The following is a 26772-nucleotide window of genomic DNA, read 5'->3' on the forward strand; positions in this document are numbered from 1 at the left end:
TGGATGTATAAGGAATCCCTCGGACTTGAAACTTGTGAGGGCAATGCATGGCGAAGGACGAGATCGCGGCAACAGGCACGCAGCTGCTCGACCGGGCCGTCGCGATCTTGAAATATCTCGGGGAGGCTGGCCAGCGTGGCGCGTCTATGGCAACAATCGGCGAGGCTATGGGCCTGAAGCAGCCGACGGTTCATCGTATCGTTACCGCCCTTGAACGCCATGGTTTCGTCGACCGCGAGCGCGAAACAAAGCGCTATCGGCTTGGGCTGGCGCTCTTTTCAATGGGGGCAGCGGCAGCCGATGGGACTGGACTTCGCCAGCTCGCCCGCCCGGCACTGCTGCGGCTTGCGGCAGCGACAAGCGACTCGGTCTACCTGATGGCGCGCGCCGGCTTCAACACGGTCTGCGTCGATCGCCAGCAGGGCACCTATGTCATCGACAGCCTGACCGGTCATATCGGTGGGCAGATTCCGATGGGTATCGGACCGGCAAGCCAGGCCATACTTGCCTTTCTTCCGCCGGCCGAAGCCGACGTCATCCTCGAAACGAACGCAATGCTCTACAAAAAATTCGGCACCTTCACCGCGCGCAAGATCAAGAATGCATTGGAGAAAATCCGAACGCAGGGATATGCGATCGACGACGGGGAACTCGTTGCGGGAATCTCCTCGATCGCCGTGCCGATTCTGCCGCCGGGCCGCGACGCAATCGCTTCGATTGCGATCAATCTCACGAGCCCCCGGCTGACCGCCGAGAGAACACCCGAGCTCGTCGGCCTTTTGACAAGAGAGGTGCGAGAGATCGAGCAGCAGCTCAATCCGCTCGCCGACTGATATTTTCGCGGGGAGCTGCTGACCCCCATCATCCGAGGCCGAGGAGTGACCGTCGCTTGCAGGCTGAACGGGATCGCGGTCGGCGTTTAGGGCCCGCGGAATCCAGCGTTGTCATATCAATGCAAGACACCAGAGGCTGCCTTGCTGATGTCAACCATTGAGGAGCCGGGATCGGGGCACGATCATGGGGGCACTGGCAGACGCTGTTGCTTTTGGGGCTGTCGGTCGCCTGCCTGAGCGAATGTCGTCAGGGCACCTGCGGAACCATCATCCGTGCGTGTTCGTTTGTCGGGAAAGGAGAAATATAATGCCAAAAGCGGTCCCAAAAACCCCAGATGATCCGGCCCCCGTCCCCGTTCGGCCGGGCAAGACGACAGACGAGCCTCAAGTAAACCCAGTGCGTGACCCGTCCGACAAGAAGAAACCGAACGATCCCCCTCGTGATCCGGCGCTCCTTCCAATTGGCGATCCGGCCGGTGCGGCTTAGCCCAAGCAAGGTGGAACCCTCTCTACCCCATGCAGGGGCAGGCGGCGAAGCCGAGACAAGCCCCCGTTACAGGATGAAGCTGGAACGTTCCCATCCCCGCTTTCATCCTGCTTGGCGAAGGTCCTTAGTGGCTTTTCTTATGGCTTTGCTGACCGGCTTTTACATGCTGCTCATGCGTGCCGCCACGAGTACCGGAACCCTGTCCTGCCTTTTCAGACGCGGAGCTTGACGTCTTGTCCGCGCCTGCGTTCTTGTGGCTTTGTTGGCCGGACTTGACGTGCTGGTCGTGAGAACCGCCTTGGTTTGCCATGATAGATCTCCTCTAGATTGGCATGAGATCGCTTAAATGCAGATCTCACGAACGCAACACCAACAAGGCCCAGGTGTTCCCCTTTTAATATTTCGTGATGACGCCGGCTTAGATCGAATTCCCGGTGAGGACGTTTTGGTATGTGTCCCGAGGAAGGTTTGCCGATCGTGTTCGGACTCTCATCACAAGGAACGAGTTTATGTCGAAGCCGTTGAACGAAGACCTGAACATCGAAAACCGTCAGTCGTTTATTCCACCCGAGATGGAGCTTGAACCAGTCTCGCTTTCCCGTTTGCAGAAAGAAAAGGCAAACGACAAAGGCGGAGTAGACGATCGCTCCAATGCCCCGAAAGCTCAAAGGAGCGGCGATGACGCCTGAAAGCCGACGAGCTCAGCGCTTGTCCTTCTTTTGTTTCAGTGCATCGCTGAAATCGCGGACCTCAGGATCGCGGTTGTTTTCATCCATCGCGTCGCGATTGGAACCAGGGTCGTCTTTGGCAGGAAGATATCCTCGCGGTCTGTTCGACTTCGGTCCTTCCCAGCGAGGTGATTGGTCAGTTGTGCCGGGTGCGCCATCCTGCGGTTTTTTGATTCCCATGGTGCGGCTCCTAGGTGTTATGTTCCACAACCGAACGCCCGTGAAAATGTTCCCGCCTGTACCGCAATCAATGCCGTTCGATCGAATGAGCCCCGTTTGCGCCAGCAGTCGAGGCTCTGCGTGAACGGCATCTTTGCAAAGCAGTAAGGGCGACAGTCTGTCGGCGTGGAGCTGCGGCATCAAGGTTGTCGCAAGCCACGCTTTTCACCTGCCAAGCCCGGCCTTGGTTGTCTCCGGATCGGCCGGAAAGGCGCCTTGGTCCTTTCGAAATTCCGGCTCGGAAAGGCCAGCAGCCAGGCTCAGCGCGTCAGCCCAAAGACAAATGCAAGAGCAGCGACGACCACCACTGCCGTGATCGGCTTGTCTTTGACTTTCTCTTCGACCTCTTCCAGAAGGGTTCGGGCCTGAGCCTTGGCGACAACGATCGAACCCGATGCAACTCCGGAAACCGACCCGGTGAGTCGATTGGCGTCCTGTCGCAAGGTGCGAAGATTCTTGCCTAATGTTTCTGCCTGGCCACCCTCGTCAAGGTCGTCGTCAGCAGGTTCAACGGGATATTTGTCGGCTTCACGCTTAACATGTTCCGCCGCGTCCGTGTCGGTTCTGCCGGTAGCTATTGTCGTCTGGGTGACGGAAAGCGGATCGGATGCGGGAAAGCTGTCCTCCAATCCCCTGTCGAGTTGTCCACGCCGCGGGCGACGCCTTTGCTGAGCTTGTTCTTTCAACATCGATTTCACGGCGGGGGAATCTTTTGGATCGGGCATGAACTCGCACTCCTCATTTCACTGGCGGGGAACGGCTTGAAGGAAGGAGAAGTTCCCCAGGAATTGATAAAGCTCAAAGTGATGACGGGGATGCCATTCCGCAAAAGCGCATCCGCCGAGGCGAGATCGACTTTCGCCAGGCTCTTGAAAAAACCCGCCCCACAGCACGGATCGGACGAATCCTGTCGTCAGCTACGGCTGCTCGCGAACTCCAGGTGTGGCTTCCCGTTGATCTGCATCTTCGAGATCCGTTTTGACGACATACGTATCGGTGTGTTCGCGCGCGGCCTCGCGAAGAGCGTCGAGGTTTGGGGCGTCGTCGCCTCCAAGTTCGTTCCTGCCATGCAAGATCTCGCGCTCTGCCTGAATCCAATGATCATCGGGCCGTCCCTCCGGCCGTCCCTCGCTTTCCCAAATCTGATGCGCGCGTCGTCTGATGCTTTCGGTGACCTCGTCTGTACGGTCTGGATCGGGGGTCCTGTCGGGCGTGGATATTGCGGTTTCGTCCGGAAGTGTGCCCTGGACTGGTGGTGTTGGTTTGGCCATTGGTCTGCTCCTTGGCTATCGCCCCGATGAGCTCCGGTCGGGGCTGAAAGTTTCTACTGCGCTTCACCATGACCGGAGGTAGACATCCTCTCCGCCCGCTCCCGGCGCCGTCGGCCTTGCGCCTCCCGTTCATCGCGCTCCTTCGATTTCCGCCCTGTCTGCTCGCCTTGCGCTTTCTCGGTCAGGCGGGCTTGTTGGTTTCGTTTGTGCGGTCTTCGTATCGGTATGAACGAACCCGTGGGGTAGACTTTTCAAGGTCGCGGCTGTTGCGGGCCGCGTCGACCGCAAGGTCCGTCGTCTCCGGGTCCGTCCCCGTTGAGCGAGCCAGGGTGTCGTCCCAGCCTTCGCCGCGCCACTGGTCTGCACGTTCATCCATGTCGATGCTGCCTTCATCGTCGAGTATGTCGTGGGCGCGCTCGTAGCTTGCCTCGTCCACCTGCACCGACACGAGATATCCGCCGCGATTGAGCCCCTCGGCATAAAGGGCGCGGTCCTCTGCCGGGAAGAACCAGTCGGCAAGTCCGGCCCACCAGCCGCCGGGCTCGGTGCGGCGTAGATCGCCCTCGGCTTCGTAGCCGGGGAGAAAACGGATACGATCATCCGCCAGACCGATATCCTTCAATCGCTTGATCGCGCTTTCGGCCTCGCTGCGGTCATCGAAGAACGCGCTGAGCGTGTCTAGCGAGCCGCCGGTTGCAGAATTGGGCAATCCTTTGTCGTAGCTGCTGGTCATGATCTCCTCCTTGGCCTTGGGATGGCAATGTGTGCCGCCTCGTGAAGAAACATCGACTGAAGGAAACTGTTCCCCAACGAGGGCCCTGGACACGGCGGATGTCGTAGCGATTTCGACAGGGGGAAGCTGTTCAGGTTTTGGGTCGTTCATTTTTCAGAGAGCCAGTGTCTGCTCAGGGTCTTGGAGCTTGCCCACTGAAGCCTGGAGGACGCCATCGATCGCGGTTTTTCGTCTTTATCGACGAAATCTCGCGTACTCCCGAAGGCGGTTGCGACGACGTTTGCGGGAAGAGCTGGTGCGACGTGATTCTTCGAATGCGGCCAGCGGCTGGGTACGCCGGGGGCTTCGCCATAATGGCCTAAATTAGAAGTCTGGTTGAACCCACTCCGCTTTCTGGTTGTGAGATCAAACACGCAAACCGTTTCAACCTTGGCCACCGCGACCAAGGTTGGTAGATTGCTAAAGTACCATCGGCTCGGGAAGCGGCTCGCCCGTCTTGCTGACGATCGTGGAGCCGTAGGGTTCGCGCGATGTAATCATGATGCGGTCGTTCGCGAGCGGTCGAGCCAGCTGTTTTGCGTCCTCCCAGGGTGCCCGCATCCAGATTTCCGCTTCCTCTGGCGTCTGCAAAAGGACGGGCATGGCTTTCTCATGAACGGGGCGCACGATGTCGTTCGGCTCCGTTGTCAGAATCGCGTAGAGGTCGTCTGTCGTCTGTCCGTCCTTGACCTTGCGCACGCTCTTCCATTTTGCTGCCCACAGTCCAGCAAAGAACATAGTCGGTCTGTCGGGGCTCGCAGAAAACCATGCATTTGGCGTCTTCCCGCCTTCTTCCTTGCTGGCCGGGTCCGGCTCCGCAAAGGTCGTCACGGGCACGATGCACCGGTGTTCGACGCCGTGCCATCGCTTCCAATGCGGTAAAGTCAGATTGCGGATGTTTGTGACGCCACCGTCAGGCTCCATCCGGAGCAGTTCGTCCATGTCGACCGGAAGGCCTTTTTTTAGAAGCTTTTCAGCGCGAGCTTCGGCAGCCTTTTTCTGCACGTAGATCGGCGAGGGTAGGCCCCAGCGGCAGTTTGCCAGCTGTTTGCTGCCGTCGGAGGTGTTTCGGATGACGGGAGCCCATTGATCGGGGTTGATCTGATAGGCGGGCATCAGGTTAATCAGGCTCTCGGCTTCCCGCGCCCATTTGTTGACCCAGTCGCGATCATCCAGGCGGTAGAGATTACAGATGTGGACGGCTCCTCCCTCGTCAGGATTTGAGTATACGGACAACGCGATTTCTTGCAATCAGATGTCCGGCCTGTTGATGCAGATTTAGTCTGCTGGCCGCCAGATGGTGTTCGCTACCCCGCCCATTCGCGACGATTTTTGTGCCAGTGCAATCTGAGCCACAATAGGCGATCCGGAGATCCTGGCGCCGACGCGCAAAGACTTTCGTAAATCGATTTAGTGGTGGGGCCACGCCCGGCGCAAGTGTTGACCCCGCTACTTTTTAAATATCTTCAACATTTTCAGATCGCTATCGCAGATTCCAGCGGGGGCCATCTTGGGCTCCGGGTCACAGGCCGATGACCCTGTCGAGATGGCGAAGCAACCGTGCACCGGCATCCAAAGTGACCGCTCCGCCATCGAAACCAGCCACAACTTTTACCCATCGTAGCTTTCAAATTCGCGCGGATCGAGATTACACCGTGTTTGCAGCGAATCCCGCCTTTCAATCTGATAACTCTTCGTTGCAAAAGCAGTTTCTCAGATTTTGGGGCGGATGCACCCCTATTATGAGATATTCGGGCTAACCGCCGATGAATGTGACAGTCTCGTGGAGCGGGGCACGGCCCGTACGGGCGGAACTCATCGTGAGGTCCTCGTACCCGATCGACATGCCGCAGAAGAGGATGAGCCCCTCCGGGGGTGACAGCACCTCGGCGACCGTCTCGCGAACCTGCGACCACGCCATCTGCGCGCAACTGTGCAGCCCTTCGGCGCGGAGCAGCAGCATGACGGTCTGCAGATACATGCCGACGTCGGCCCATTGGGGCCGGCCCAGGTCGCGGTCGATGTAGCAGAACAGGGCGGCGGGCGCCCCGAAACAGTTCCAATTGGCGATGGCTGCCCGCTGCCGCGCCTCCCAGTCCTCGCGCGCAATGCCGAGCGCGCTGTAGCGCTCCTTGCCGAAGGCGGATCGGCGCTCCCCATATGGAGACTTCAGCACGGGCGGGTACATCTCATACTGCCGCTCGTCCCAAGCGTCGCCGTGGGCCACGCGCTCGACGGCGCATGTCTTGAGCTCAGCCAGCGGCGCGCCGGTCAACACATAAGTGTTCCACGGCTGGATGTTCGATCCGGACGGCGACCAAGCTGCGGCGGACAGCACGCGCGCAAGCACCTCCCTCGACACAGGCTCGCTTTTGAATCCGCGCACCGCCCGTCGGCTTTTGACTGCCTCATATACGTCCATGATGATCTCCTTTTTACCACCGGCCATTCGTTTCGTTCAAGTGCCAGTCGTCTAGTTCGCCCCTGGCCCGACAGGTAGGCGGTCAGTAATCCCAGAAGAGCGGCACCCAACGAAAGGCGTCGCCCTCCGCCGCCACATGGCCGATGGATGGGAACGGCAGGTGAGTGGCCACCAGAAGCTCGCCGCTCGCCGACAGCTCCCGCAAAAGGCGGACCCGAACGCGCGCCGCCTCTTCGGGGTCGTGTTCGAAGCCGTTGAACCAGTCGGGGTGCTCGAACCCGACAGCGAACACGGCATCGCCAGCGAACATCAAACGGTCGCCGCCGGACGCTAGGCGTACTACGCTGTGCCCTGGGGTGTGGCCGCCGGTGCGGGTGACGACCACCCCCGGCGCAACCTCGTACTCTTCCTCGAACGTCTTCAGATTGCCGCGGTACTCTTCCGCGAACCGCTTGGCCGCCGCCCGAAGTGCGTCCGGGAACCCCTGTGGCATGGAGACGTGGGAGAAATCGGGGTGCGTCCAGAACTTGACCTCGGCTTCCGCCACGTGGATTCGCAGGTCCTTACGCAGCTGGTCCTTTACCCCGTCGACGAGCAGCATGCCAATGTGGTCCATGTGCATGTGGGTCAGCACCACGTCGGTCACGGACGGAAGATCGATGCCGGCGGCGTCCAGCCGATGGGCCAGTTGCCCGGCCTTCGGCAAGTTCAAGTTCGGGTCGTCCCCCAGCCCGGCGTCGATGAGTATGGTCCGGCCGCCGCTGCGCACCACGACCACGTTCAGCCCCCAATCGAGCGTCTCCGTCGGTAGGAAATTGTAGTTCAGCCAGGCCGCCCGGACGGTCGGGTCGGCGTTGTGGCCCAACATCTTGCCCGGCAGCGTCAACACTCCATCGCTGACCACCATTACGTCAATCTCGCCGATCTTCAGCGCGTAGCGCGACGGAACTAACTCGTCGAGCGCCGGTCTACCGGAATGTGAAATGTTGTCCAAGCTCATGTTAACCTCCTGTTGATTTCCTGATTGAATTTCAATACTTGCGTTTGCAATGGAGAGTGAATCACCCTGTGGTATAGGCTGCGTATGTCTCACGCATAGGGATCGTTACCTGTGAATTCATTGCAGTTGTCCAATTCGATGTTGGCATGCGTGAAGTTGCCAGCCGATCACACCAAGGCAGATACTGGCTGTACAGCGCGCGACCTCGGCCTCCTTAAAGAGGTCGATTGAGCCGTCGAGTTCAGCGCGACTCTGTCCCAGATCAGCTGTGCCCGGCGCTCGTCGACGCCCGATTCCCTTCAACGATTCCGGCAATATCGGCGGCTTCAACTTCGAAGCGCCTCGCCCGTTGAAGCGCTCATTCAGCGTGATGTCGTGGAGCACCGTCCAGACGGCGACCACCTCCGCGCCGTGTTCGATGGACCGAATTTGTCCCAACCGTGCCGCAAAGAGCCAGGAGCGGGCAACGTGGTTGAACAGATACGGTTCACATCGCTCCCGGGCATAATCCATTGCTTGGGTCACAATCGGCGTGTCAGGAACCGAAATTCCCGCAAACATGCGTTCCAGTTTTGGTTCGGGAAGGGCGGAGGCCCTCGTCATCTCCTGGTTTGCTGGGCCGTTCGCTCGTGTCGATGGCGATGTCGGAAGACGTCTAATCGGCCATGGAACGGTACAGCCAGTCGACATAGCTCAGCGAACCGACACGCGCTCCCGCAAGCGGCAGCAATGTGTCATCGTTCAGTTCGACGCCGTAGTAGCGGGCGCTGTCATCTGTCACGACCTGGCGGATGTCTTCGTTTGCTGTAAGGTGCATACGTGCAATCTCGTCGAGACCGAACTGGTCGCACCCGCCGATCTCCACGGTATCGTTCATTGCTGCCCCCATCGCCAATTCGACCAGCATCTCAGCGACGTTGTCAGCAGCTATCGGCTTTACTAATGCCGAGGGAAGCCGGAAGCCGTCTCCGTCTGCGCCCATGTCGACCACGCCACTGATAAACTCAAAGAATTGCGTGGAATGGAGAATGGTATAGGGCCGCCTAGCTGCCCGGATGAGATTTTCCTGCACCATCTTCGCGCGGAAATAGTCACTCTCGACAAGGTGGGGTGTCCCTACCACGGAAAGCGCGATGTAATGCTTGACGCCTGCCGAAGCCGCCAACAGATTCCGGGTGGAGGCCTTGAAAAAATCCAGGGCCGTGTCGTCACCAAACGACGCGGCGTTGGTGACGTCGATGACAACGTCAGCTCCCGCTATCGCTGATCCGAGACTTTCTCCCGTCACACTGTTGACGCCGAGGGAGCTGGACGCGGCGACCACCTCGACGCTTGCTTGTTCAAGTTTATCAACGAGGTGTGTCCCGATTCGCCCGGTCGCCCCCATAACCGTGATTTTCATCGATTTGTCCCCTCCATCGTGCCCTGGGGCAGCGGCCAGGTTTAGCCCTGCCGGGCAGCTGGCAAACATTGGACGATCGCGCGCTTGGGGAGTCACTCCACCGGCAGGACGGCGGGAGCGTCCTTGTTTTTGAGTAGCACGACGATGAATTTCGCCGGTTTCGTCATGCTCGCATTGCGGCTGATCAAGTGAATGTCGGAGGGGCCTTCGTAGAAGGTCTCTCCCGGCGACAAGGTGACCTCTTTTTCGCCCTTGACCTGCATCACAATCGAACCCTCGAGAACGTAGACGAATGCATTTGCGTCGTGTTTATGGATGGGATCGGAACCTCCTGGGCCATACTCGACGGAAATCATCAGCCCCTCCTTGCCGGGATAGTTGGGAAGGTCCTTGCTCATGAGCGATGTGACCTTTGCAGTGTTTCCGGCGGCCGCACCCGGCAAAGTGCCAAGTAGGCAAACTGAAGCCGATACAAACAGTGTCAACAAAGCTGACTTCATTGTCGTTATCCCCTTGGTTGTGGAATGCATATGTGCGTTCGAAAGCTGGGCAAAAGACCAGCCCACAGGTGGTTCGACGCCTTGCTTATTTCGGTTGTTGGGACGAACGGAACCAGTCCTGGAGCCCGACCTTGCCAATCCGCGCGCCTTCGCCGGGCACGATCGACTGATCGTTGAGTTCAGATCCGAAATAGCGCGCATGGACGTCTGCCTCGACCGACCGCGGGTCGTTGGCCGCTTTCAAGTACCGGGCTATGATCTCGTTCATGGGAGCACGCTCGGGACCCGCGATCTCGATCGTGCCATTAAGCGGCTTCCCGAGGGCAACATCCGCCATCACATCGGCAACGTCATCCGAGGCGATGGGCTGGAAAGCGGCCGGTGACAAACGAGCGACTGCGCCGACCGTCGCTTCGTCGGCAATACCCTTCAGAAACTCCATAAACTGGGTGGAATGGACGATCGTGTAGGGGATGGATGATTCCTTGATCAGCCTCTCCTGAGCAAGCTTCGCCTTGAAATACCCGTTGTCCGGCAACCGTTCCGTTCCGACGATCGAGAGGGCAATGTGGTGTTTGACACCAGCCTTGGCATCGGCGGCGAGCAGGTTGCGGCCGGCTGTTTCGAAGAATTCAAGCACAGCCTTGTCTTCCCACGATGGTGCGTTTGCAAGGTCAATGACGACCTCGGCACCGGCCAGCGCTTCCGCAACTCCTTCGCCGGTGACGGTGTTGACGCCGGTGTTGGGCGACGCGGCCAGAACCTCGTGGCCCTTGTTGCGCAGGCGCGCTGCGGTCTTGGACCCGATAAGCCCGGTGCCGCCGATAATGACAATTTTCATGACTATCTCCATCGTTGTGGCGCTTTCGGGCCAATTGACTCGATCGCATCGGAAAGTGACAGGGGAGACAAAATCATTCTATCGTGCAGAGGATGTAGAGCTCTAGTCGCCAGGTATACGTGACATGTCCCCGTTGATAGGCGGGATACATAGGATGCATGGGCTGACAACAGCTGCTTGCCGGTTTCAGCCGCCGGCATGGCTTCATTGCAATTCACTCCGTCATGCGCAGGTTCGAGAGTTGCTCGATCCAAACACGATGAGTGACCTCGAACGGAGCTACTGAGACAATTACCCTCGTTTGATGAGGTGATGTTGTCGCCTGGCCCGGCCGAATCTTCCGGTTCGCTCGGGCCTATTCCAGCTTTCCAGACACGCAGCGCAGCGGCAATGTCTCCCGGCAATGCATGGATTTCCATGAGTTGCGACTGGAGCCTTGCGGGATTACGCTCGCATCATGAGTTCGCCAGCTCCAAAATCGAGAATACGTTCTGCGCGAGACGCTGATGGTCCTCTGGCTTTCTTTGTCCGACAGGAGCTGCTGATGATGCGCATCTGGTCGCACCGCCCCCAATTCTTGCATCTGGGTCTTTTTATTGCCGCCTATGTCCTGGGCTGCGGATTCGCGCAGTTGCTGGCAATCGTGCCTGGAACGGGTATTTCCGTTTGGCCCCCGAGCGGGCTCTTCATTGCTACGCTTGTTCTTGCCTCCAGGCTTAGCTGGCCGTGGTGGATCCTGGGGGGCTGTCTGGCTGAATTGTTCAGCAATTTCCTGTGGTTCCACAGTCCGCTGCCTGCTGCCTTCCTGATCTATATCGGCAACGCTCTAGAAGCGGTAACCGGGGCATGGCTCGTGGGCCGGATCTTGAGGCGACCGGTTCGGCTCGAAACCCTGCGGGAAGTTCTTGCATTCGTCTCACTGGGCGCGGGAATTGCGCCAGTCGTAAGCGCGACGGTGGGAAGTGCGACACTTGCGTGGTTTGGCATACTATCGCAAACCTTCGGGGCGGCTTGGCCCCTTTGGTGGATCGGAGACGCCACTGGTGTCTTGATCGTCGCTCCACTGGCGCTGGTCGTATTCCAGAACTGGCACGGTAAAGCCCAGCTTTCGACCGTTCGTTGGATCGAAGCCTGCGTCCTGGGGCTGATCTTTCTCGGCGTCGCCGCCCTTGCCCTGAGCGGTTACCTACCCTTTGCCTATATCATCATGCCGCCTCTCCTTTGGGCTGCGGTGCGTTTCGAGTTCAAAGGCGCGGCCGTCACCTTGGCTCTCCTCGCACTGATCACCGCCGCTTTCACAATATCCGGCGCCAGTCCGTTTGCCGGCGATCCCGAGTCCCAGGAGCACAAGCAGATCATGCTGCAGCTTTTTCTGGCGATCTCGGCATTTTCAGCGCTCGTCGTGGCCGCGATATCCCGGCAGCACCAACTGGCGATGCTTACGTTGCGCCAAAGCGTAGAGGCCTTGCGCGACCGGGAGCAGGAGCTCTCGCACCTGGTCGATATGGTCCCGAGCCACGTTTGGCGTCTGAGGCCCGACGGCGAGCCCACCTTCTTCAACAGGCGCATGGTCGATTTCCTCGGTCTGGATGTAGCGGATAGGGATAAACCGGGCATGAGCCGGCTGGAAGCGGTCATAGAGACAGTCGTTCATCCCAATGATGCCTCCGGGTTCAGGGATGCGCTTACACATTGCCTCGCCACTGGCGAGAGCTTTTCCATGCGTTATCGACTACGCCGCGCCGACGGCATCTATCGCTGGATGTCGAGCCGTGCCGAGCCGATGCGGGATCAGGCTGGGAGCATCACCCAGTGGTACGGCATCTGTCACGATGTCGATGATGAGATGCGGGCCGAGGAGGCACTACGGCAGAACGAGCGACAGTTGCAGCAGATGATAGATGCGGTGCCGGTACGCATCTGGAGTGCTGTGGCTTCGGGTGGGTCGATTTATTTCAACAAGCGCTATCAGGACCATTTCCGATCCGTTGGCGCGAACGTCGATACCCTTGAGAAGCTGACGATCGAAAGCCTGCTGCAGGAACTAATACATCCAGAAGATGCTCCCGAAGTGCACGGCACGTTACGGAACTGTTTCGCAACCGGCGCCGGCTCGACGATGCGATTTCGTTGGCGCGAAAAGGATGGCGTTTACAGCTGGGTAGAGTGCAGAGTGGAACCTCGGTTTGACGCAGACGGGATAATTGCTGAATGGTATGGCGTTTCCCTCGATATCGATGACGAGGTGCGTGCACAGGAGGCGTTGCGGGAGCGGGAGCTGTCGCTGCTCGTTGATATGGTCCCGGTCCATATTGGCCGCATGTCGCCCAACGGCGAGCCGACCTTCTTCAGCAAGCGCACCTTGCAATCCATCGGCCTTGACCACGTCGCTTCTTTGGACAAACCGGACATGAGCCGCTTGGCGGCCCTCATAGGGGCAACCGTCCATCCCGAAGATGGCCCGCACATGCGGGACGTGATTGACCACGCCCTCGCCACCGGTGAACCCTATACCATAAGGTATCGCCGGCGCCGCGCAGACGGCATCTATCGCTGGATGGAGGGCCGAGCCGAGCCATTGCGGGATGAACAGGGAGTAATCGTGCAATGGTACGCGGCTGCCATGGACATCGATGAAGAGGTGCGCGCGCAGCAGGCGTTGCAAGAGCGAGAGCGGGAGCTCCAGCAGTTGATCGACGCGGTGCCGGCTTTGATTTGGGCGACAACGCGCGAGGGAACGCCGATCTACGTCAACAAGCGGTTCAGGGATGTAACGGGCGCTACGCTCGAGGATATCACAGCGCCTGATGGTTCGCCGTCCCTGAGCGTGATCCATCCGAATGACAGAGACGCGGCTCGGCAAGACATCTGCCATTCATTCAGAACGGGCGCCCCCTACGTTCAGAGGTATCGTCAGCTGCGGACCGACGGCAGCTATCGTTGGACTGAGACCCGGGCAGAGCCGCTGCGCGACGATAGCGGTGCGATTGTCCACTGGTACGGCGTGAGCGTGGATATCCACGATCTCGTGACCGCGCAGAAGGCCTTGCAGCAAGGCGAACGCCGCTACCGCGACCTCTTCCACTACATGCCCATCGGCCTCACCCAGGTGGATGCGAGCAAGCTCATTCCCCTGTTCAAGGAGTTACGGGCGCAGGGTGTGACGGAACTCAAAACCTACATCGACGAACATCCCGAATTCCTGCCGCGTGCGGTGGAAGCTCTGGAGGTTGAAGAAGTCAACCAGCATATCATCGCGATGTTCGGCGCAAAGGATGCCAGCGAGATGCTCGGGCCGATTGCCCGCTATTGGCAGCCGAGCATTGCCACCATACGCCGCTCCATCGAGGCGCGGTATCGTGGCGAGGAAGTCTTTCAGGAAGAGACCAAGGTAGCGCGCATGGATGGCAGCGTCATCGATGTCCTTTTCACGACCGCTCGCCCCGGTGCGGTTGCCGACAAGAGTCTGGTCGGCTTCATCGATATCACCGAGCGCAAGAAGGCCGAGGTGGCATTGCGCAACCGGGAACGGGAATTCTCGCAGCTCGTCGACCTGGTTCCGAGCCTGCTATGGCGGCTAAGCCCGGCGGGCGAGCCGGTCTTCTTCAGCAAGCGCATGATCGAGTTCCTCGGTTTGGATGTAGGGGATTACGATGGGTCGGAAATGAGCGGGCTAGCTGCAGCCATAGCGGCTCTCGTCCATCCCGATGATGCGGTCCGACTGGCGGAAGCGCTCGACCACTCCTTCGCCACCGGCGAGACCTTTTCCCTGAACCATCGCCTGCGTCGTGCCGATGGAGTCTATCGCTGGATGTCGGGGCGTGCGGAGCCCCTGCGGGACGAGAGCGGGCGGATCGTCCAGTGGTACGGCCTCTCGCATGATATCGACGATCAACTGCGCATCGAGGAGGAGGTGCGAGAGAGAGAGCGTTCGCTCTGGCAGCTCGTTGAAACACTCCCCGTGATGATCGATTGCGCCGCGCCGGATGGGGAGCCTGTCTATCGCAACCCTCAACTCCGAGATTTCCTCGGATATAAGCTCGAAGAACTGGACGGAACTGGGAAGTCCCGATTGGCCGGCACACTCGATGCCGGCGTTCATCCTGACGAGGTCGCTGGCGTCAAGGAGAACTATGCGCATTCATTGGCTACGGGCGAGCCATATGCGCGTAGACACCGCTTGCGGCGTTCCGATGGCGAATATCGCTGGGTCGAGACGCGCGCTGCGCCAATGCGTAACGCCGGAGGTGAGATCGTTCAGTGGAATGTCATCTGCCTCGATATCGACGGAGAAGTTCGGGCGGAGGAAAGGTTGCGTCTTGCGCAAGAGAGCCTTGCACGGGCAAGCCAGGCAGCGAGCCTCTCGGAGCTTTCGGCTTCTATCGCGCACGAGGTGAACCAGCCCCTGGCGGCCGTCGTCGCGAATTCGCACGCCTGCCAACGCTGGCTCATGGCCGAACCGCCAAATATCGAGCGAGCGGAGAAAACGGTAGAGCGCATCATTCGGGATGCCAACTCGGCGGCGGATGTTGTCAGCCGCATTCGCGCCTTGTTCAAGCAATCCGTGGACACGAGGCTCTATACGGCACTCGCCAGCGTCATCAACGAAGCACGGAGCCTGATGGCTGTTGAAGCGTCACGGCGCCGCGTGCGGATGGACATGAGGATCGACGGCGACTTTCCGCTCGTTACCATCGATCGCGTCCAGATCCAGCAGGTTCTGATCAATCTCATTCGCAACGGCATGGAGGCTATGGACTCTATTACGGGCGACAGAGTGCTAGGGATTCGCATGCGCCATATGGGGGATGTCATCCAGACTGACATCAGCGATCGCGGCCAAGGTATCGAATTTCCCGAGAGAATATTCGAGCCATTCTTCACAACAAAAGAAGACGGCATGGGCATGGGGCTGGCGATCTGTCGCTCGATTGTCGACACGGCGGACGATTGTGGGCGGAGAACAACGAACCGCATGGGGCGACGTTCATCTTCACCTTGCCGGTTGAAATGAAGGCGGTGCCATGAAGACCGATGATTATATTGTCTTCATCGTGGATGACGATGAACGAATTCGAGAGGCTCTCAGCGACCTCCTAGACTCGCATGGCATACGCGCTGTCGCATTTGGATCTGCAGGCGACTATGTGGACGCTGACAAACCTGACGCCCCTGCCTGCCTCATACTCGATATCGAACTGCCCGATATCAACGGCCTCGACCTGCAGAAGCAGATCGCCGATGGCGGGCATCCGCCGATCGTTTTCATTACAGGACACGGCGACATTCCATCTTCAGTGCGTGCGATCAAACACGGCGCCGTCGATTTCCTGACCAAGCCTTTTAGCGATGCGGATCTCATGGCAGCGGTCCACGCGGCGATTGCCCAGGATCGGGAAAAGAGATTCGAACGCGCTGAACTCGGCATGCTGAGACAACGCTACCTCCATCTGACACCGCGAGAGCGCGAGGTCCTGCCGCTCGTCGTGAGTGGTCTTCTCAACAAGCAGGCGGCAGCAGAGCTGGGGATCAGCGAAGTCACGCTGCAAATCCACAGAAGGAACGTGATGCAGAAAATGGCGGCGGCATCGCTCGCCGATCTCGTGCGTATCGCGGAAAGATTGGAAACACCGATTACCCACTCGCGTAAAGTGGGAGGGAATTGAACATGAACAAGACAAGACATGTCGTGGCAATTGTTGATGACGATCCAAGAATGCTTGAGTCGGTGGGCGACCTTCTGGAATCTGCGGGCTATGTGGCTGGCAGCTTCTCGTCGGCAGCGTCGTTGCTCGTCAACGGACTATCGGACCTGGATGTGCTCATCACCGATATAGGGATGCCTGGAATAGACGGCTTTGAACTTCGTGACCTAGTGAAGAAAGCACGTCCGGAACTGCCGGTATTCCTGGTCACGGGTCGCCACGAAATAGCGGATCAGAGCCGCGCTCGAGGCATCAGCGGTTTTTTCCGCAAGCCCTTTGATGCCCAGGCACTGCTCGCGGCCATCGCAAGTGCGTTACACAATTCGAGAGATGGAGGGTTACATGAGAGTTGACCAACCGTTGCTGCGGAGTTCGGCGCCGTTATCACCGCCGCGCGGAGATGAAGAAGATCAGCCGCTCGTCGTTATTGTCGATGACGATGCATCTATTCGGGAAGCGTTGGCGGAATTGATCCTGTCAGCGGGCTTCCAGCCCGTCAGCTTTGCCTCGCCCCGCGAATTACTTGACGCCGATATATTGGACAGCCCCGGCTGCTTGATACTCGATGTGCGCATGCCCGGCGCAAGCGGTCTCCATTTGCAGCGGCATCTGGCGGAAAACGGAAACCCCAAGCCGATCATCTTTCTGACCGGGCACGGGGATATCCCGATGACCGTTCAGGCGATGAAGGCCGGAGCTGTGGATTTTCTCACCAAGCCGGTGCGGGACCAGACGCTGCTTGACGCTGTCACCACGGGCATCGCGATCGATGCCGAACGACGGGCGGAAGCCGTGGTCGCCAGGCGCAATATCGAACGTCTTGAGACGCTGACGCAGCGCGAGCGCGAGGTGCTGTATGAAGTGGCTCATGGACGTCTCAATAAGCAGATCGCCTTCGAGCTCGGCATTAGTGAAGTGACAGTCAAGCTGCATCGCAGCAATGTCATGCACAAGATGGAGGCCGCCTCCATCGGCGAACTGATCCGGGCGTGGGAAACTCTGCCTGTGCAAATGCGCCAGGCCGCCGCGCGCTAGAGAAACCGCTCTGTGGAGCGTTGGTGCGTGGATCGGAGAGTTTTTGGACTCTGATCTTTGATGCCGTCGTTTACGAGGTTGTTCCAATGCGACGGATGGATTTCGGGTGTGCGCATGCAAGCATCCGATTGAGAACGACGCAGCCGATGGCAACCTCGGTCTGTTGCGCTCCGAAGGTTCGTGCGTGCAATCGGCCACCGATGATCGACTTGTAGCGAGCGATCGCGGCCTCGACCAGCGAACGCTTGCCGTAGCCAGTCGCAGTCTGCCACTTCATTCGTCCGTCCGTGTTGATCGCCGCGATATGTTGGTCTCGTTGAGTAGGCGGCTCGGTGTCCGGCCTTTCCACCGCGTTGGCGCGGGGCGGAATGACAACGGCAGCATCGGCGCTGTGCTTGACGACGGCATCGTAAGTCGGGTTACCGTCATAGGCTCCATCGGCCGTGAACTGACCGATCTGAGCGTCGATCTGGTCGAGTAGCGGCTCCACCTGCGAGGCATCACCAGCGTCTTGGTCGGTCATGACATGGGCGATGATCTCGCCGCTGTCGGCATCCAGCGCCAGATGCAACTTCCGCCAACTGCGACCAGATCTGGCACCGTGCTTCTCCTCCAGCCACTGGCCCGCGCCGTAGACTTCAAGCCCGGTGCTGTCGATGAGGACGTGCACAGGCCCTTCTGCTGAAACGGAGCGGCCTCGCCGTCTGTCAAATGATCGACCCCTCCGTGCCCGTCGGCTCAGCGTCGTGTGATCGGGGACGGCGAGATCCAGTCCCATCAGTTTCAGCACCGATGCCAGCAAACCCTCCGTCTGGCGCAGCCGCAAGCCGAACACCAGGCCCAGCGTCAGAGCGGTCTCGATCGCAAGATCGGAATAGCGCGGTTGACCGCCGCGCATCGTCCGCTTCGGCGCCCCCCACGACGACAAAGCTTCTGCGGTTATCCACAGCGTCAGGCTGCCACGCCGGCGAAGGCCTGCCTCGTACTCTGCCCAGTTCGTCACCTTGAACTTCATCTTGCCAATGCGACGGCGGCGAGCGGCATTGTGCTTGAAAGGCATCGTTGCAAAAAACCAGTTATTGCACTTGCCGCTCATCTACGCCAACGCAATTAACGATCCGCGCACCAAGGTCTTCGGCAAGCCGACGCTGATCAAGCCGAGATTAGGGCAGGGCGCCTTTCGGCTGACGATCACCGATAGCCGTCGCCCCGCAGCGCTCGTTAAAGACGCAGAACCAGTTGCTCGACGCGTGTTTCGGTCACAGGCTCCAGCGAGGAGAGTGTCACCCCGAGAAGCCGTATTCCCTTGCTGGTGGGAAAGACGCCTCCCAGCAACACGCAAATGGATTGCTCGATTTCCTGTTTTGACCGAAAACCCTGACCGATCGTTTTTGCGCGTGTGATCTGTGTAAAGTCGGCGTACTTTACCTTGAGTGTCACCGTCTTGCCGGCGATCCGATTTGCCTCGCAGTAGCGCCAGACCTTTGCGACCAAAGGCTTTAGTCCTTCCAGGGCAGGTCCGAAGGCATGAAGATCCTCGGCGAAAGTGTCTTCCGCACCGACCGACTTGCGCACTCGGTTCGGCTTGACCTGGCGCTCGTCGATACCGCGGGCAATGTTAAAGAAATAGGGGCCGGATTTGCCGAAGTGCTCGACCAGGAACTCGAACGTCTTCTCCTTCAGCTCCGCCCCGGTATTGATCCCGAGCCGGTGCATCCTATCGGCTGTAGCCGGGCCGACGCCATGGAACTTTTTGACGGGAAGGGCCTCGACGAAGGCGGGCCCGTTCTTTGGCGTGATGACAGCCTGGCCATTTGGCTTGTTGAGATCGCTCGCCATCTTGGCGAGGAACTTGTTGTAGGAAATCCCGGCCGAGGCATTGAGGCCGGTGACTGCTTTGATCCTGGCGCGGATCTCCAGCGCAATCTCGGTGGCGATCTCCATGCCCTTGAGATTGTGCGTGACGTCGAGATAGGCCTCATCGAGCGAAAGTGGCTCGATGACGGGCGTATATTCGGCGAAGATCTCGCGGATCTGCTGCGACACTGCTTTATAGACATCGAAGCGTGGCGCCACGAAGATCAGATCCGGGCATTTCCTTTTGGCGGTCACCGACGGCATGGCCGAATGAACGCCAAAGGCGCGCGCCTCGTAGCTCGCCGCCGCCACGACGCCGCGCGCCGCCGATCCGCCGACCGCAATCGGTTTGCCGCGCAAGTTGGGATCGTCGCGCTGCTCGACCGATGCGTAAAACGCATCCATGTCCACGTGGACGATTTTGCGGACAGGGGTCGAGCTCATGTCGTTCACGGCGGCTTCAGCGATTGCGATCGGATCGGCAATCAATTCACGCCGAAACAAAAAGGGAACATAGCAGGGTTGCGCGCGATAGCAACCATTCAATGAGCGCCATTTGACAGGCCAGCGAAACTACCTGCGGCCGGAGGCGTTGTCATTTTATGGAGAGCAGCAGCGCGAGGCAGCCCATGGCAAAGACAGGGATGACGAGCGACTTCGACACCTCTGTCAACCGAGCGCAATCTCCCGCGCTCCCGAGCGCTGAAGAGGAGTGTCACCTGACGACAGGTGCGTAACAGGTCACGAATTCCATGGCAGACAATCTTTCGACGTACCGTGCAAAGCGCGATTTCAAGAAGACCGGCGAGCCGAGCGGTGAGACGCAGGTCAAACCGTCTAACCGAAGGCGTTTCGTGATCCAGAAACACGACGCCACCAGGCTTCATTACGATCTGAGGCTTGAGCTCGACGGGGTTTTCAAGTCCTGGGCGGTGACCAAGGGGCCCTCGCTCGATCCTCACGACAAGCGGCTGGCAGTCGAGGTCGAGGATCATCCGCTCGATTACGGCGACTTCGAAGGCACGATTCCAAAGGGCCAATATGGCGGCGGCACGGTAATGTTATGGGATCGCGGCTATTGGGAGCCGGAAGGCCGCAAGTCGCCGGAAGACGCCCTGAAAAGGGGCGACTTCAAGTTCACGCTTGACGGCAAGCGGCTGCACGGCAGCTTCGTCCTGGTCCGAATGCGCAACGACCGTGATGACGGCAAGCGGACCAACTGGCTCTTGATCAAGCATCATGACGACCATTCCGTTGAAGAGAACGGCGAGGCTGTCCTGGAGGCGAACACGAACTCGGTCGCCTCAGGTCGCAGCATAGATGAGATCGCAAGGGGCAAGGGGCGCAAACCAAGGCCGTTCATGATGGCGAACGCGGGTTTGGAGGCGGACGCCGTCTGGGACAGCAAGCATGGCCTGGCGGCCGACGAGCGCAAGAAGAAGTCGCGCAAGGATGTCGCGACGTCGACGGCAGCCGACCTGCCGGATTTCATCGCGCCGCAACTCTGTGAGACGCTTTCGCGGCCGCCCGCCGGCGACGACTGGCTGCACGAAATCAAGTTCGACGGGTACCGGATCCAGCTGCGGATCGCCGATGGAACGGTGACGCTTAAGACCAGAAAGGGTCTTGATTGGACCCGGAAGTATCCCGAGATTGCCGATGCGGCTTGCGAACTGCCGGACTGCATCATCGATGGCGAGATCTGCGCGCTCGATGAGAATGGCGCACCTGACTTTGCCGCCCTCCAGGCGGCGCTGTCTGAGGGAAAAACTGCCAATCTGGTCTACTTCGCGTTCGACCTTGTGTTCGACGGCGGAGAGGACTTGCGCTCACTGGCCTTGATGGAGCGGAAGAAGCGGCTGCAAAACCTTCTCATGAGCGCCGGTGAGGATCCTCGCATTCGCTTCGTTGAACATTTCGAATCCGGTGGCGACGCGGTGCTCCGCTCCGCCTGCAAGCTGAATCTTGAGGGCGTCATCTCCAAAAAGATGGACGCGCCCTATCAATCGGGCCGCACCGATACTTGGGCCAAGTCGAAATGCCGGGCGGGCCATGAGGTCGTGATCGGCGGTTATGCCAAGACCAGCGGCAGGTTCCGGTCCCTTCTGGTCGGCGTTTACCGTGGCGATCACTTCGTCTATGTCGGCCGCGTCGGAACCGGCTACGGCGCCAGGAAAGTCGAGACGCTGCTTGCGAAACTGAAGGCGCTCGAGACGGCGAAGTCGCCCTTTACCGGTATCGGTGCTCCAAAAAAGCAGGCCGACGTTGTCTGGGTGAAGCCCGAACTTGTCGCCGAAATCGAATTCGAAGGATGGACCGCGGACGGCCTCGTCCGCCAGGCCGCTTACAAAGGCCTGCGCGAGGACAAGCCGGCAAGCGAGGTTGAGGCTGAGAAGCCGGCTCCGCCCGTCAAGACCGATAGAGCTGGACCTGGCGCCAAGCCAAAGCCAGTCCGCCGCAAAGGTGCCAAGGCCGAGGTCATGGGCGTCCTCATCTCCAGCCCGGACAAGCCGCTCTGGCCGGACGCCGACGACGGCGAGCCTGTCACCAAGGAAGATCTTGCGCTCTATCATGAGGAAGTCGGCGCCTGGCTCATCGAGCATATCAAGGGCCGGCCCTGTTCGATCATCCGCGCGCCTGATGGCATTGGCGCAGAGCAGTTCTTCCAGCGTCATGCGATGCCCGGCACCTCGAACCTTCTCGAGCTGGTGAACGTCTTCGGTGACAAGAAGCCTTACCTGCAGATTGATCGGATCGAGGGGCTCGCCGCCATCGCCCAGATCGGCGGCATCGAACTGCATCCATGGAACTGCGAGCCCGGCAAGCCGGAAGTTCCCGGCCGGCTGGTGTTCGACCTCGACCCGGGACCCGATGTGCCGTTTGCGACCGTCGTTGCGGCCGCCCGCGAGATGCGCGGCCGGCTCGATGAACTCGGACTGGTCAGCTTCTGCAAGACCACCGGCGGCAAGGGCCTGCACGTTGTCACACCGCTTGCCGTCAACAAGCGAAAGCCTCTCTCTTGGCAGGTGGCCAAGGGATTTGCGCATGACGTGTGCCTTCAGATGGCGCGCGACAATTCCGACCTCTATCTCACCAAGATGACGAAGAGCCTTCGGGGCGGGAGGATCTTCCTCGATTATCTCCGCAATGACCGCATGGCCACCGCCGTCGCGCCGCTTTCGCCGCGCGCCAGGCCGGGGGCCACCGTGTCGATGCCGCTCACCTGGACCCAGGTGAAGGCCGATCTCGACCCGAAGCGGTTCACTGTGCGCACCGTCCCAGCGCTTCTTGCCAAGAGCTCCGCCTGGCAGGACTATTGCGATGGCGAGCGACCGCTTGAACAGGCGATCAAGCGGCTCGGAAAATCAAGACGGGCAGCGTGACTTCAAGCGTGGTCAGGCGGTGTCATATGAACGAGGAAACAAAGGACACACCCCAGGTCGCTCCCATCGAGGGCGCAACAGCCGACCTGCCGCACGACCGGATGACGCTCCAACGCTTTCGGGAGGCGTTTCCGCGTGCACGATGGAGCGATGACCTGAAGGCCTGGTTCGTGCCGGGCCGCACCGCCGGCATGCGCATCGGTCGCTGGCTGGCCGAGATGGAAGCTAGGGCCGACGCCTATGCTGACGAGAAGGGCAGGGACGCCTACGCATTCGAGCCGATCGAAAGCCGCTATCTTGAAGCAGCACCGGCAACCTTCGAGATCCGCACGCCGTATTCACGCCAAGTCATCGACGAGATACGGGAAATCCCGTATGCCCGCTGGGACGCCGATCGCCGCCTCTGGAGCGTGCCCTATCGTTCGTTCGACGAACTGCGGCGGCGCTGGCCGGCGATTGAAGCTGCGGCTGAGCGCAATGAGCCGGAGGCGCGGCTCAAGCGGCGCGAGGCAATCAGGGGGAGCGAGGAAGACGAGGCATCCAAGGCGAGGACAAGGGAGGGCCGGCGCAAGCGATATCCCGTCCATGCCGACGACGCTCCCCCGTTTGCGCGCGCCATCGCCACCCATGTCGGCGTCGTCTTCTTCGTCGGGATGGATGGCGAGCTGGCAGACCCGGCGACGGTGCGCGCATTCTACTTTCCAACCGGCGCGGACGAACAACATGTCTGGGCATTCTGGAGGCGGGGCACACTCGAAGAACTCGTCGCGACCTGGCCGGCGCGGGCCCCGCCCCGACAAAGCGAGCTGGAGCGCGGTTGGTGGATACCAACATTGGAGGAGTTGCGAATTGCGCGGCGCCACGCCAGATCAAGGCGAGGACGAAACCGCGGAAACAAGGACCGCCGATCCGGTGAGCAAACAGCGCACAGCCCTAGAAGCGTTTCGAAGCTTGCCGCCGATTAAGCCGCGCGAGCTCGTCGGACTATGGGCAGGCCACGGTATACCGTCGGGGCACCCCTTCGATGGCGTTCTGAAAAATCTCGGCTGGTTCGGCAAGCGGTTCATGCCGGACCTTCGTGCGGATGCATTGCTGTTTCGGTCAGGCGAACGCCGCCTGATGGCCATCAACCCGGCGTGGATACCGCTAGGCCTGACGCTGCACTTTTATAGGCTCGGCAGGATGCCGATCGCGCGAAACCTGTTTTCCGCTATCAAGCGCCGTCTTTGTGCTGCAGGCCCGGTCGCGTCCATCAAGACAATGGAGTTTGGCGGTGTCGAGAGTGCGGCCATGATCTATGACGATCAGCCGATCGTCGATCATTTCCGCCGGATAGATCAGCAAAGGGTCATGGGGGCGATGACGATCCGAGGCGACGAGCGTATCTATTTTTTTGAACTCGAGCGCGTTGACGAACGCTCAAAGCCAGGTAATCGATAAGGGGGATTGCCTGTGCAGCCAGTCTGCCGCGCGCACACGCGATTGCTGCAAAGGTTGCGCCCCTTATTCAGGATATCGGCTTTTTGTCGATGTCAAAGACGGCGGCATTGTCCTGGACCTCGCGCAGGCCCTTGTAGGAGGCGTGGCGTAAATTGCCGTCATTGGTCCATCCGCGAAACTCGATCTCCGCGATCAATGTCGGCTGCGCGAAGACCAGGTTCTTGCCCTTGAGTGGCACCGCCGGCTGTTTCGTCTTCAATTGGTCGAGCGTGCTGCGCAAATACTCGGCCTCCCCGGTATTGAAGCCTGTTCCAACCGAGCCGACGTAGACCCAGTCATGTCGCTTGCGGCCGGCGAGAAGCAGGCTGCCGATCCCGGCGCGCGCAACTGCCGACTGCTCATAGCCGACGATCATGAAGCTTTCGCTCTGGACACATTTGATCTTCAGCCAGTCACCGGTGCGTCCGGAGCGATAGGGTTGATCACGATGCTTGGCGATGATGCCTTCGAGCCCGATCGAACAGGCATTTGCCAAGAGCTCGGCCCCGTCTCCATGCACTGCCTCCGACAGCTGTATCGCGCCGGTGGCGCCATCGAGAACGTCCTCCAAAAGGTGGCGGCGAGCGGACAGTTCCATACCCGTCAGGTCATGGCCGTCGAAATAGAGCAGGTCGAATGCCATAAACACCGACTCCGTCGACGAGCGTTTCCCACCCCGTCCGCCAAGCGAGCGCTGCAGCGCGCCAAAATCGGAACGCCCCTCCCTGTCGAGCACGATCGCCTCGCCATCGAGGATAGTAGTCCCGACGCCGAGGTTTCTGGCAGCCTCAGCGATCGAAGGAAACCGATGCGTCCAATCGTGGCCGCCGCGGGTGATGATCCGTACCCCCATGGGCTCGATGTGAATGGCCAGGCGATAGCCGTCCCATTTCACCTCGAATAACCAGTCCGGACCTTTCGGCGGTACCTTTTTCAGCAGCGCGAGGCACGGCTCCACCCGGGTGGGCATCGGGTCGAACGGAAGATGGGGCTGTGCCGGGTCGCGCGGCCGGGCCGGCTTGGACTTGGCGACCTGGTCATCCTGCAGCAGCGGTTTGGCGCGACGACTCATTTGCCCGTCCGCTTTTCAGCCGCGACCGATTTCTTCAGGGCATCCATGATATTGATCACGTTGTTCGGCGGAGCCGACGGGGCGGATTTGCCCTTGGCTTTGACGGGTTTCTTCAGAGACTTCTTCTTCTCGGCGATGATATCGAGCAGCCGCTCCTGGACCGGGTCGGCGACCATGTCAGGGCTCCAGTCCTTCGTCTGCTTTTTGATCAGCTGCCGGACGAGCGGCATCATCTCGGAATCGGCCTTCTCGTCGCCGATCGCCTCGAAATAGCTGTCCTCATCGCGAATTTCGTCTCCATAGCGCAGCGTCCACAAGACGATACCCTTGCCGCGTGGCTCGAGCATGACGGCGCGCTCGCGTCGCGAGATCACCAGGCGGGATATGCCGACCATATTCTGGGCCGCCATCGCGTCGCGGATGACGGAGAAGGCTTCCTGCCCGACCGGATCGTTGGGGGAAAGGTAATAGGGCGTGTCGAGCCAGATCCACTCGATGCTGTCGCGCGGCGTGAAGGTGGAAATGTCTATCGTCTTCGTGCTTTCGAGCGCGACGTTCTCGAGCTCCTCGTCTTCGAGGATGACATACTCGCCCTCCCCGCGCTGATAGCCTTTAACCTCGTCCTCCTCCTTGACATCCTTGCCGGTGACGGAATCGACGTAGTGACTGACGACGCGGTTCTGGGTTTGGCGGTTGAGCGTGTGAAAGCGGACCTTTTCGCTTTCGGAGGTCGCCGGCATCATCTGCACCGGGCAAGTGACGAGCGACAGTTTGAGATAGCCTCTCCAATATGGGCGCAGAGCCATGGCACCTCCCTCCGATCAGCTGGCGCGGCGGCCAGTGGCCGCCGCCTTTTTTGCCTTCGCGGCGTGTTTGGCTGCCTTCGGGCGGCCGGCGTCTCTGTTGGCGTTTGCCGACGTCCGCTTCGGCTTCGTTTCCTTCGCGCCAATACCGGCGCTCTCGCGTAGAGCCTGCAGCAGGTCGCTCGGCTTGGAGGCAACGGGAACCTTCCTCTTCGGCAGGGCACGGCCTTCAATCTTCGCCTTCACCAGTTCGGCGACGGCGGCTTCGTAGCGGTCATCGAACGTGCTGGCGTCGAAGCTCCCCTTCTTGGTGGCGATGATGTGTTCGGCGAGCTCGAGCATTTCGCCTTCGATCTTCAGATCCGGCATGTCTTCGAACGCCTTTTGCGACGAGCGGACCTCGTAGTCGAAGTTCAGCGTCGAGGCGATCAGCCCTTTGCCCTGCGCGCGGATGAGGAGAGTGCGCATCCGACGGAAGAGCACTGTGCGGGCAATGCCGGCGACCTCTTCCTTTTTCATGCCGTCGCGCAAAAGCAGGAAGGCATCCATGCCCATCTTGTCGGGCGCCAAGTAGTAGGGCTTGTCAAAATAGATGGTGTCGATCTGCGAGCAGGGAATGAAGGCCTCGATCTTAAGCGTCTTATCGCTTTCTGGTATTGCGGCTGTGACCTCGTCGGCTTCCAGCACGACATACTGACCGTTGTCGACCTCATAGCCCTTGACCTGATCCTCGCGCGCGACCGGATCGCTGGTCTCGCTGTCGATGAACTCCCGTTTGACGCGGTTGCCGGTCTTGCGGTTCAGCGTGTTGAAGGCGATGCGTTCCGACGAGGACGCAGCCGTGTAGAGCGCCACGGGACAGGAGACCTGTCCGAACTTGATAAAGCCTTTCCAGTTCGCCCTTGGGGAAACCATGACACGAAAACTCCCGACGCAACGCAAACGATTCAAGTGATTCAACGG

Annotated in this window: 27 protein-coding genes and 1 pseudogene; 10 read left to right on the forward strand and 18 right to left on the reverse strand. The window is 59.8% G+C overall.

Going from position 1 to position 26772, the window contains the following annotated elements; all coding sequences use genetic code 11:
* The first annotated feature begins 47 nt into the window (after positions 1 to 47).
* Together ATY80_RS10995 and ATY80_RS30135 are read left to right on the forward strand one after the other, a co-directional pair.
* On the forward strand, positions 48 to 833 hold the full coding sequence (locus tag ATY80_RS10995) for an IclR family transcriptional regulator (RefSeq protein ID WP_088692456.1): 786 nt from the start codon (positions 48 to 50) through the stop codon (positions 831 to 833).
* Positions 834 to 1140: 307 nt separating this feature from the next.
* On the forward strand, positions 1141 to 1320 hold the full coding sequence (locus ATY80_RS30135; protein WP_088692457.1) for a hypothetical protein: 180 nt from the start codon (positions 1141 to 1143) through the stop codon (positions 1318 to 1320).
* Between the two features lie 124 nt (positions 1321 to 1444).
* On the opposite strand, the gene ATY80_RS11005 is transcribed toward ATY80_RS30135, so the two are convergent.
* Positions 1445 to 1630, reverse strand: a complete 186-nt coding sequence (locus ATY80_RS11005; protein WP_088692458.1) for a hypothetical protein — start codon at positions 1628 to 1630, stop codon at positions 1445 to 1447.
* Positions 1631 to 1829: 199 nt separating this feature from the next.
* Between ATY80_RS11005 and ATY80_RS11010 the strand changes: the two genes are divergently transcribed.
* Complete coding sequence (locus ATY80_RS11010; RefSeq protein ID WP_088692459.1) at positions 1830 to 2009, forward strand: hypothetical protein; 180 nt, start codon at positions 1830 to 1832, stop codon at positions 2007 to 2009.
* A 12-nt stretch (positions 2010 to 2021) separates the two neighbouring features.
* On the opposite strand, the gene ATY80_RS11015 is transcribed toward ATY80_RS11010, so the two are convergent.
* From ATY80_RS11015 to ATY80_RS11065, 12 genes and pseudogenes are all read right to left on the reverse strand, one after another.
* Positions 2022 to 2228, reverse strand: a complete 207-nt coding sequence (locus tag ATY80_RS11015) for a hypothetical protein (protein ID WP_088692460.1) — start codon at positions 2226 to 2228, stop codon at positions 2022 to 2024.
* 299 nt (positions 2229 to 2527) lie between these two features.
* Positions 2528 to 2992 carry a hypothetical protein gene (locus ATY80_RS11020; RefSeq protein ID WP_088692461.1) on the reverse strand — a complete coding sequence of 155 codons (465 nt, stop codon included), beginning with the start codon at positions 2990 to 2992 and terminating at the stop codon, positions 2528 to 2530.
* 192 nt (positions 2993 to 3184) lie between these two features.
* Positions 3185 to 3538, reverse strand: a complete 354-nt coding sequence (locus tag ATY80_RS11025; protein ID WP_088692462.1) for a DUF2934 domain-containing protein — start codon at positions 3536 to 3538, stop codon at positions 3185 to 3187.
* A 181-nt stretch (positions 3539 to 3719) separates the two neighbouring features.
* On the reverse strand, positions 3720 to 4271 hold the full coding sequence (locus tag ATY80_RS11030; RefSeq protein ID WP_088692463.1) for a hypothetical protein: 552 nt from the start codon (positions 4269 to 4271) through the stop codon (positions 3720 to 3722).
* Positions 4272 to 4730: 459 nt separating this feature from the next.
* Complete coding sequence (locus tag ATY80_RS11035; RefSeq protein ID WP_088692513.1) at positions 4731 to 5504, reverse strand: SOS response-associated peptidase; 774 nt, start codon at positions 5502 to 5504, stop codon at positions 4731 to 4733.
* 331 nt (positions 5505 to 5835) lie between these two features.
* Positions 5836 to 5975 (reverse strand): annotated as a pseudogene (locus ATY80_RS28565) (IS1380 family transposase); the annotation flags it as partial.
* 91 nt (positions 5976 to 6066) lie between these two features.
* Positions 6067 to 6732: a nitroreductase gene (locus ATY80_RS11040; protein WP_088692514.1), complete on the reverse strand. Its 666-nt coding sequence runs from the start codon at positions 6730 to 6732 to the stop codon at positions 6067 to 6069.
* 82 nt (positions 6733 to 6814) lie between these two features.
* Positions 6815 to 7732, reverse strand: a complete 918-nt coding sequence (locus tag ATY80_RS11045; RefSeq protein WP_088692464.1) for an MBL fold metallo-hydrolase — start codon at positions 7730 to 7732, stop codon at positions 6815 to 6817.
* Between the two features lie 117 nt (positions 7733 to 7849).
* A complete protein-coding gene (locus ATY80_RS11050) occupies positions 7850 to 8335 on the reverse strand; it encodes a hypothetical protein (protein WP_245306813.1) in 486 nt (161 codons plus the stop codon).
* A gap of 52 nt (positions 8336 to 8387) precedes the next feature.
* Complete coding sequence (locus ATY80_RS11055) at positions 8388 to 9134, reverse strand: NAD(P)H-binding protein (protein WP_088692465.1); 747 nt, start codon at positions 9132 to 9134, stop codon at positions 8388 to 8390.
* A gap of 92 nt (positions 9135 to 9226) precedes the next feature.
* Positions 9227 to 9634, reverse strand: coding sequence for a cupin domain-containing protein (locus ATY80_RS11060; RefSeq protein WP_088692466.1), 408 nt, complete (start codon positions 9632 to 9634; stop codon positions 9227 to 9229).
* Between the two features lie 85 nt (positions 9635 to 9719).
* Positions 9720 to 10475 carry an SDR family oxidoreductase gene (locus tag ATY80_RS11065; RefSeq protein ID WP_088692467.1) on the reverse strand — a complete coding sequence of 252 codons (756 nt, stop codon included), beginning with the start codon at positions 10473 to 10475 and terminating at the stop codon, positions 9720 to 9722.
* Positions 10476 to 11019: 544 nt separating this feature from the next.
* On the opposite strand from ATY80_RS11065, the gene ATY80_RS28570 reads away from it, so the two are divergent.
* From ATY80_RS28570 to ATY80_RS11090, 4 genes are read left to right on the forward strand one after another with little or no spacing between them, the layout of a single operon-like run.
* Positions 11020 to 15489, forward strand: coding sequence for a PAS domain-containing protein (locus ATY80_RS28570; RefSeq protein WP_245306814.1), 4470 nt, complete (start codon positions 11020 to 11022; stop codon positions 15487 to 15489).
* Between the two features lie 10 nt (positions 15490 to 15499).
* On the forward strand, positions 15500 to 16141 hold the full coding sequence (locus ATY80_RS11080) for a response regulator (protein ID WP_088692468.1): 642 nt from the start codon (positions 15500 to 15502) through the stop codon (positions 16139 to 16141).
* Positions 16142 to 16143: 2 nt separating this feature from the next.
* Positions 16144 to 16533, forward strand: a complete 390-nt coding sequence (locus ATY80_RS11085; RefSeq protein ID WP_088692469.1) for a response regulator — start codon at positions 16144 to 16146, stop codon at positions 16531 to 16533.
* A complete protein-coding gene (locus ATY80_RS11090) occupies positions 16523 to 17215 on the forward strand; it encodes a response regulator transcription factor (protein ID WP_088692470.1) in 693 nt (230 codons plus the stop codon). Before ATY80_RS11085 ends, ATY80_RS11090 begins: the two co-directional genes overlap by 11 nt.
* 70 nt (positions 17216 to 17285) lie before the next feature.
* Here ATY80_RS11090 and ATY80_RS11095 read toward each other — a convergent pair whose 3' ends face one another.
* Positions 17286 to 18275, reverse strand: coding sequence for an IS5 family transposase (locus ATY80_RS11095; protein ID WP_088692515.1), 990 nt, complete (start codon positions 18273 to 18275; stop codon positions 17286 to 17288).
* Positions 18276 to 18436: 161 nt separating this feature from the next.
* Positions 18437 to 19516, reverse strand: coding sequence for a DNA polymerase IV (gene dinB / locus ATY80_RS11100; protein WP_189637130.1), 1080 nt, complete (start codon positions 19514 to 19516; stop codon positions 18437 to 18439).
* A gap of 308 nt (positions 19517 to 19824) precedes the next feature.
* On the opposite strand from dinB, the gene ligD (ATY80_RS11105) reads away from it, so the two are divergent.
* Genes ligD (ATY80_RS11105) through ATY80_RS11115 form a run of 3 tightly spaced genes read left to right on the forward strand, consistent with a single transcriptional unit; the run spans position 19825 to position 23895 of the window.
* Positions 19825 to 22455 carry a DNA ligase D gene (gene ligD, locus ATY80_RS11105; protein ID WP_088692471.1) on the forward strand — a complete coding sequence of 877 codons (2631 nt, stop codon included), beginning with the start codon at positions 19825 to 19827 and terminating at the stop codon, positions 22453 to 22455.
* A gap of 26 nt (positions 22456 to 22481) precedes the next feature.
* Positions 22482 to 23420, forward strand: a complete 939-nt coding sequence (locus ATY80_RS29560; protein ID WP_245306815.1) for a hypothetical protein — start codon at positions 22482 to 22484, stop codon at positions 23418 to 23420.
* Complete coding sequence (locus ATY80_RS11115; protein ID WP_245306816.1) at positions 23368 to 23895, forward strand: DUF4334 domain-containing protein; 528 nt, start codon at positions 23368 to 23370, stop codon at positions 23893 to 23895. The genes ATY80_RS29560 and ATY80_RS11115 overlap by 53 nt, the downstream gene beginning before the upstream one ends.
* A 67-nt stretch (positions 23896 to 23962) precedes the next feature.
* Here the strand turns inward: ATY80_RS11115 and ligD (ATY80_RS11120) are convergent, their stop codons facing one another.
* The 3 genes from ligD (ATY80_RS11120) to ATY80_RS11130 are packed head-to-tail and all read right to left on the reverse strand — an operon-like array spanning position 23963 to position 26724.
* Entirely contained in the window at positions 23963 to 25006 is a 1044-nt protein-coding gene (gene ligD / locus ATY80_RS11120; RefSeq protein ID WP_088692474.1) for a non-homologous end-joining DNA ligase, read from the reverse strand.
* Entirely contained in the window at positions 25003 to 25812 is an 810-nt protein-coding gene (locus ATY80_RS11125) for a Ku protein (RefSeq protein ID WP_088692475.1), read from the reverse strand. The genes ligD (ATY80_RS11120) and ATY80_RS11125 overlap by 4 nt, the downstream gene beginning before the upstream one ends.
* Before the next feature lie 15 nt (positions 25813 to 25827).
* Entirely contained in the window at positions 25828 to 26724 is an 897-nt protein-coding gene (locus tag ATY80_RS11130; protein ID WP_088692476.1) for a Ku protein, read from the reverse strand.
* Positions 26725 to 26772: the final 48 nt, after the last annotated feature.

Origin of the sequence: Rhizobium sp. R711, assembly GCF_002211365.1 — a bacterium.
Classification (GTDB): domain Bacteria; phylum Pseudomonadota; class Alphaproteobacteria; order Rhizobiales; family Rhizobiaceae; genus Rhizobium.

Excerpts from the sequence above, each read along its gene's own strand:
- ligD (WP_088692471.1), top strand. The coding sequence starts at position 19,825 with ATGGCAGACAATCTTTCGACGTACCGTGCAAAGCGCGATTTCAAGAAG.
- ATY80_RS11005 (WP_088692458.1), bottom strand. The coding sequence starts at position 1,630 with ATGGCAAACCAAGGCGGTTCTCACGACCAGCACGTCAAGTCCGGCCAA.
- ATY80_RS11015 (WP_088692460.1), bottom strand. The coding sequence starts at position 2,228 with ATGGGAATCAAAAAACCGCAGGATGGCGCACCCGGCACAACTGACCAA.
- ATY80_RS10995 (WP_088692456.1), top strand. The coding sequence starts at position 48 with ATGGCGAAGGACGAGATCGCGGCAACAGGCACGCAGCTGCTCGACCGG.
- dinB (WP_189637130.1), bottom strand. The coding sequence starts at position 19,516 with ATGAGCTCGACCCCTGTCCGCAAAATCGTCCACGTGGACATGGATGCG.
- ATY80_RS30135 (WP_088692457.1), top strand. The coding sequence starts at position 1,141 with ATGCCAAAAGCGGTCCCAAAAACCCCAGATGATCCGGCCCCCGTCCCC.
- ATY80_RS11125 (WP_088692475.1), bottom strand. The coding sequence starts at position 25,812 with ATGGCTCTGCGCCCATATTGGAGAGGCTATCTCAAACTGTCGCTCGTC.
- ATY80_RS11010 (WP_088692459.1), top strand. The coding sequence starts at position 1,830 with ATGTCGAAGCCGTTGAACGAAGACCTGAACATCGAAAACCGTCAGTCG.
- ATY80_RS11065 (WP_088692467.1), bottom strand. The coding sequence starts at position 10,475 with ATGAAAATTGTCATTATCGGCGGCACCGGGCTTATCGGGTCCAAGACC.
- ATY80_RS11085 (WP_088692469.1), top strand. The coding sequence starts at position 16,144 with ATGAACAAGACAAGACATGTCGTGGCAATTGTTGATGACGATCCAAGA.
- ATY80_RS11025 (WP_088692462.1), bottom strand. The coding sequence starts at position 3,538 with ATGGCCAAACCAACACCACCAGTCCAGGGCACACTTCCGGACGAAACC.
- ATY80_RS11080 (WP_088692468.1), top strand. The coding sequence starts at position 15,500 with ATGAAGACCGATGATTATATTGTCTTCATCGTGGATGACGATGAACGA.
- ATY80_RS11050 (WP_245306813.1), bottom strand. The coding sequence starts at position 8,335 with ATGACGAGGGCCTCCGCCCTTCCCGAACCAAAACTGGAACGCATGTTT.
- ATY80_RS11060 (WP_088692466.1), bottom strand. The coding sequence starts at position 9,634 with ATGAAGTCAGCTTTGTTGACACTGTTTGTATCGGCTTCAGTTTGCCTA.
- ATY80_RS11055 (WP_088692465.1), bottom strand. The coding sequence starts at position 9,134 with ATGAAAATCACGGTTATGGGGGCGACCGGGCGAATCGGGACACACCTC.
- ATY80_RS11030 (WP_088692463.1), bottom strand. The coding sequence starts at position 4,271 with ATGACCAGCAGCTACGACAAAGGATTGCCCAATTCTGCAACCGGCGGC.
- ATY80_RS11045 (WP_088692464.1), bottom strand. The coding sequence starts at position 7,732 with ATGAGCTTGGACAACATTTCACATTCCGGTAGACCGGCGCTCGACGAG.
- ATY80_RS11020 (WP_088692461.1), bottom strand. The coding sequence starts at position 2,992 with ATGCCCGATCCAAAAGATTCCCCCGCCGTGAAATCGATGTTGAAAGAA.
- ATY80_RS11130 (WP_088692476.1), bottom strand. The coding sequence starts at position 26,724 with ATGGTTTCCCCAAGGGCGAACTGGAAAGGCTTTATCAAGTTCGGACAG.
- ATY80_RS11095 (WP_088692515.1), bottom strand. The coding sequence starts at position 18,275 with ATGCCTTTCAAGCACAATGCCGCTCGCCGCCGTCGCATTGGCAAGATG.
- ATY80_RS28570 (WP_245306814.1), top strand. The coding sequence starts at position 11,020 with ATGATGCGCATCTGGTCGCACCGCCCCCAATTCTTGCATCTGGGTCTT.
- ATY80_RS11040 (WP_088692514.1), bottom strand. The coding sequence starts at position 6,732 with ATGGACGTATATGAGGCAGTCAAAAGCCGACGGGCGGTGCGCGGATTC.
- ligD (WP_088692474.1), bottom strand. The coding sequence starts at position 25,006 with ATGAGTCGTCGCGCCAAACCGCTGCTGCAGGATGACCAGGTCGCCAAG.
- ATY80_RS11090 (WP_088692470.1), top strand. The coding sequence starts at position 16,523 with ATGAGAGTTGACCAACCGTTGCTGCGGAGTTCGGCGCCGTTATCACCG.
- ATY80_RS29560 (WP_245306815.1), top strand. The coding sequence starts at position 22,482 with ATGAACGAGGAAACAAAGGACACACCCCAGGTCGCTCCCATCGAGGGC.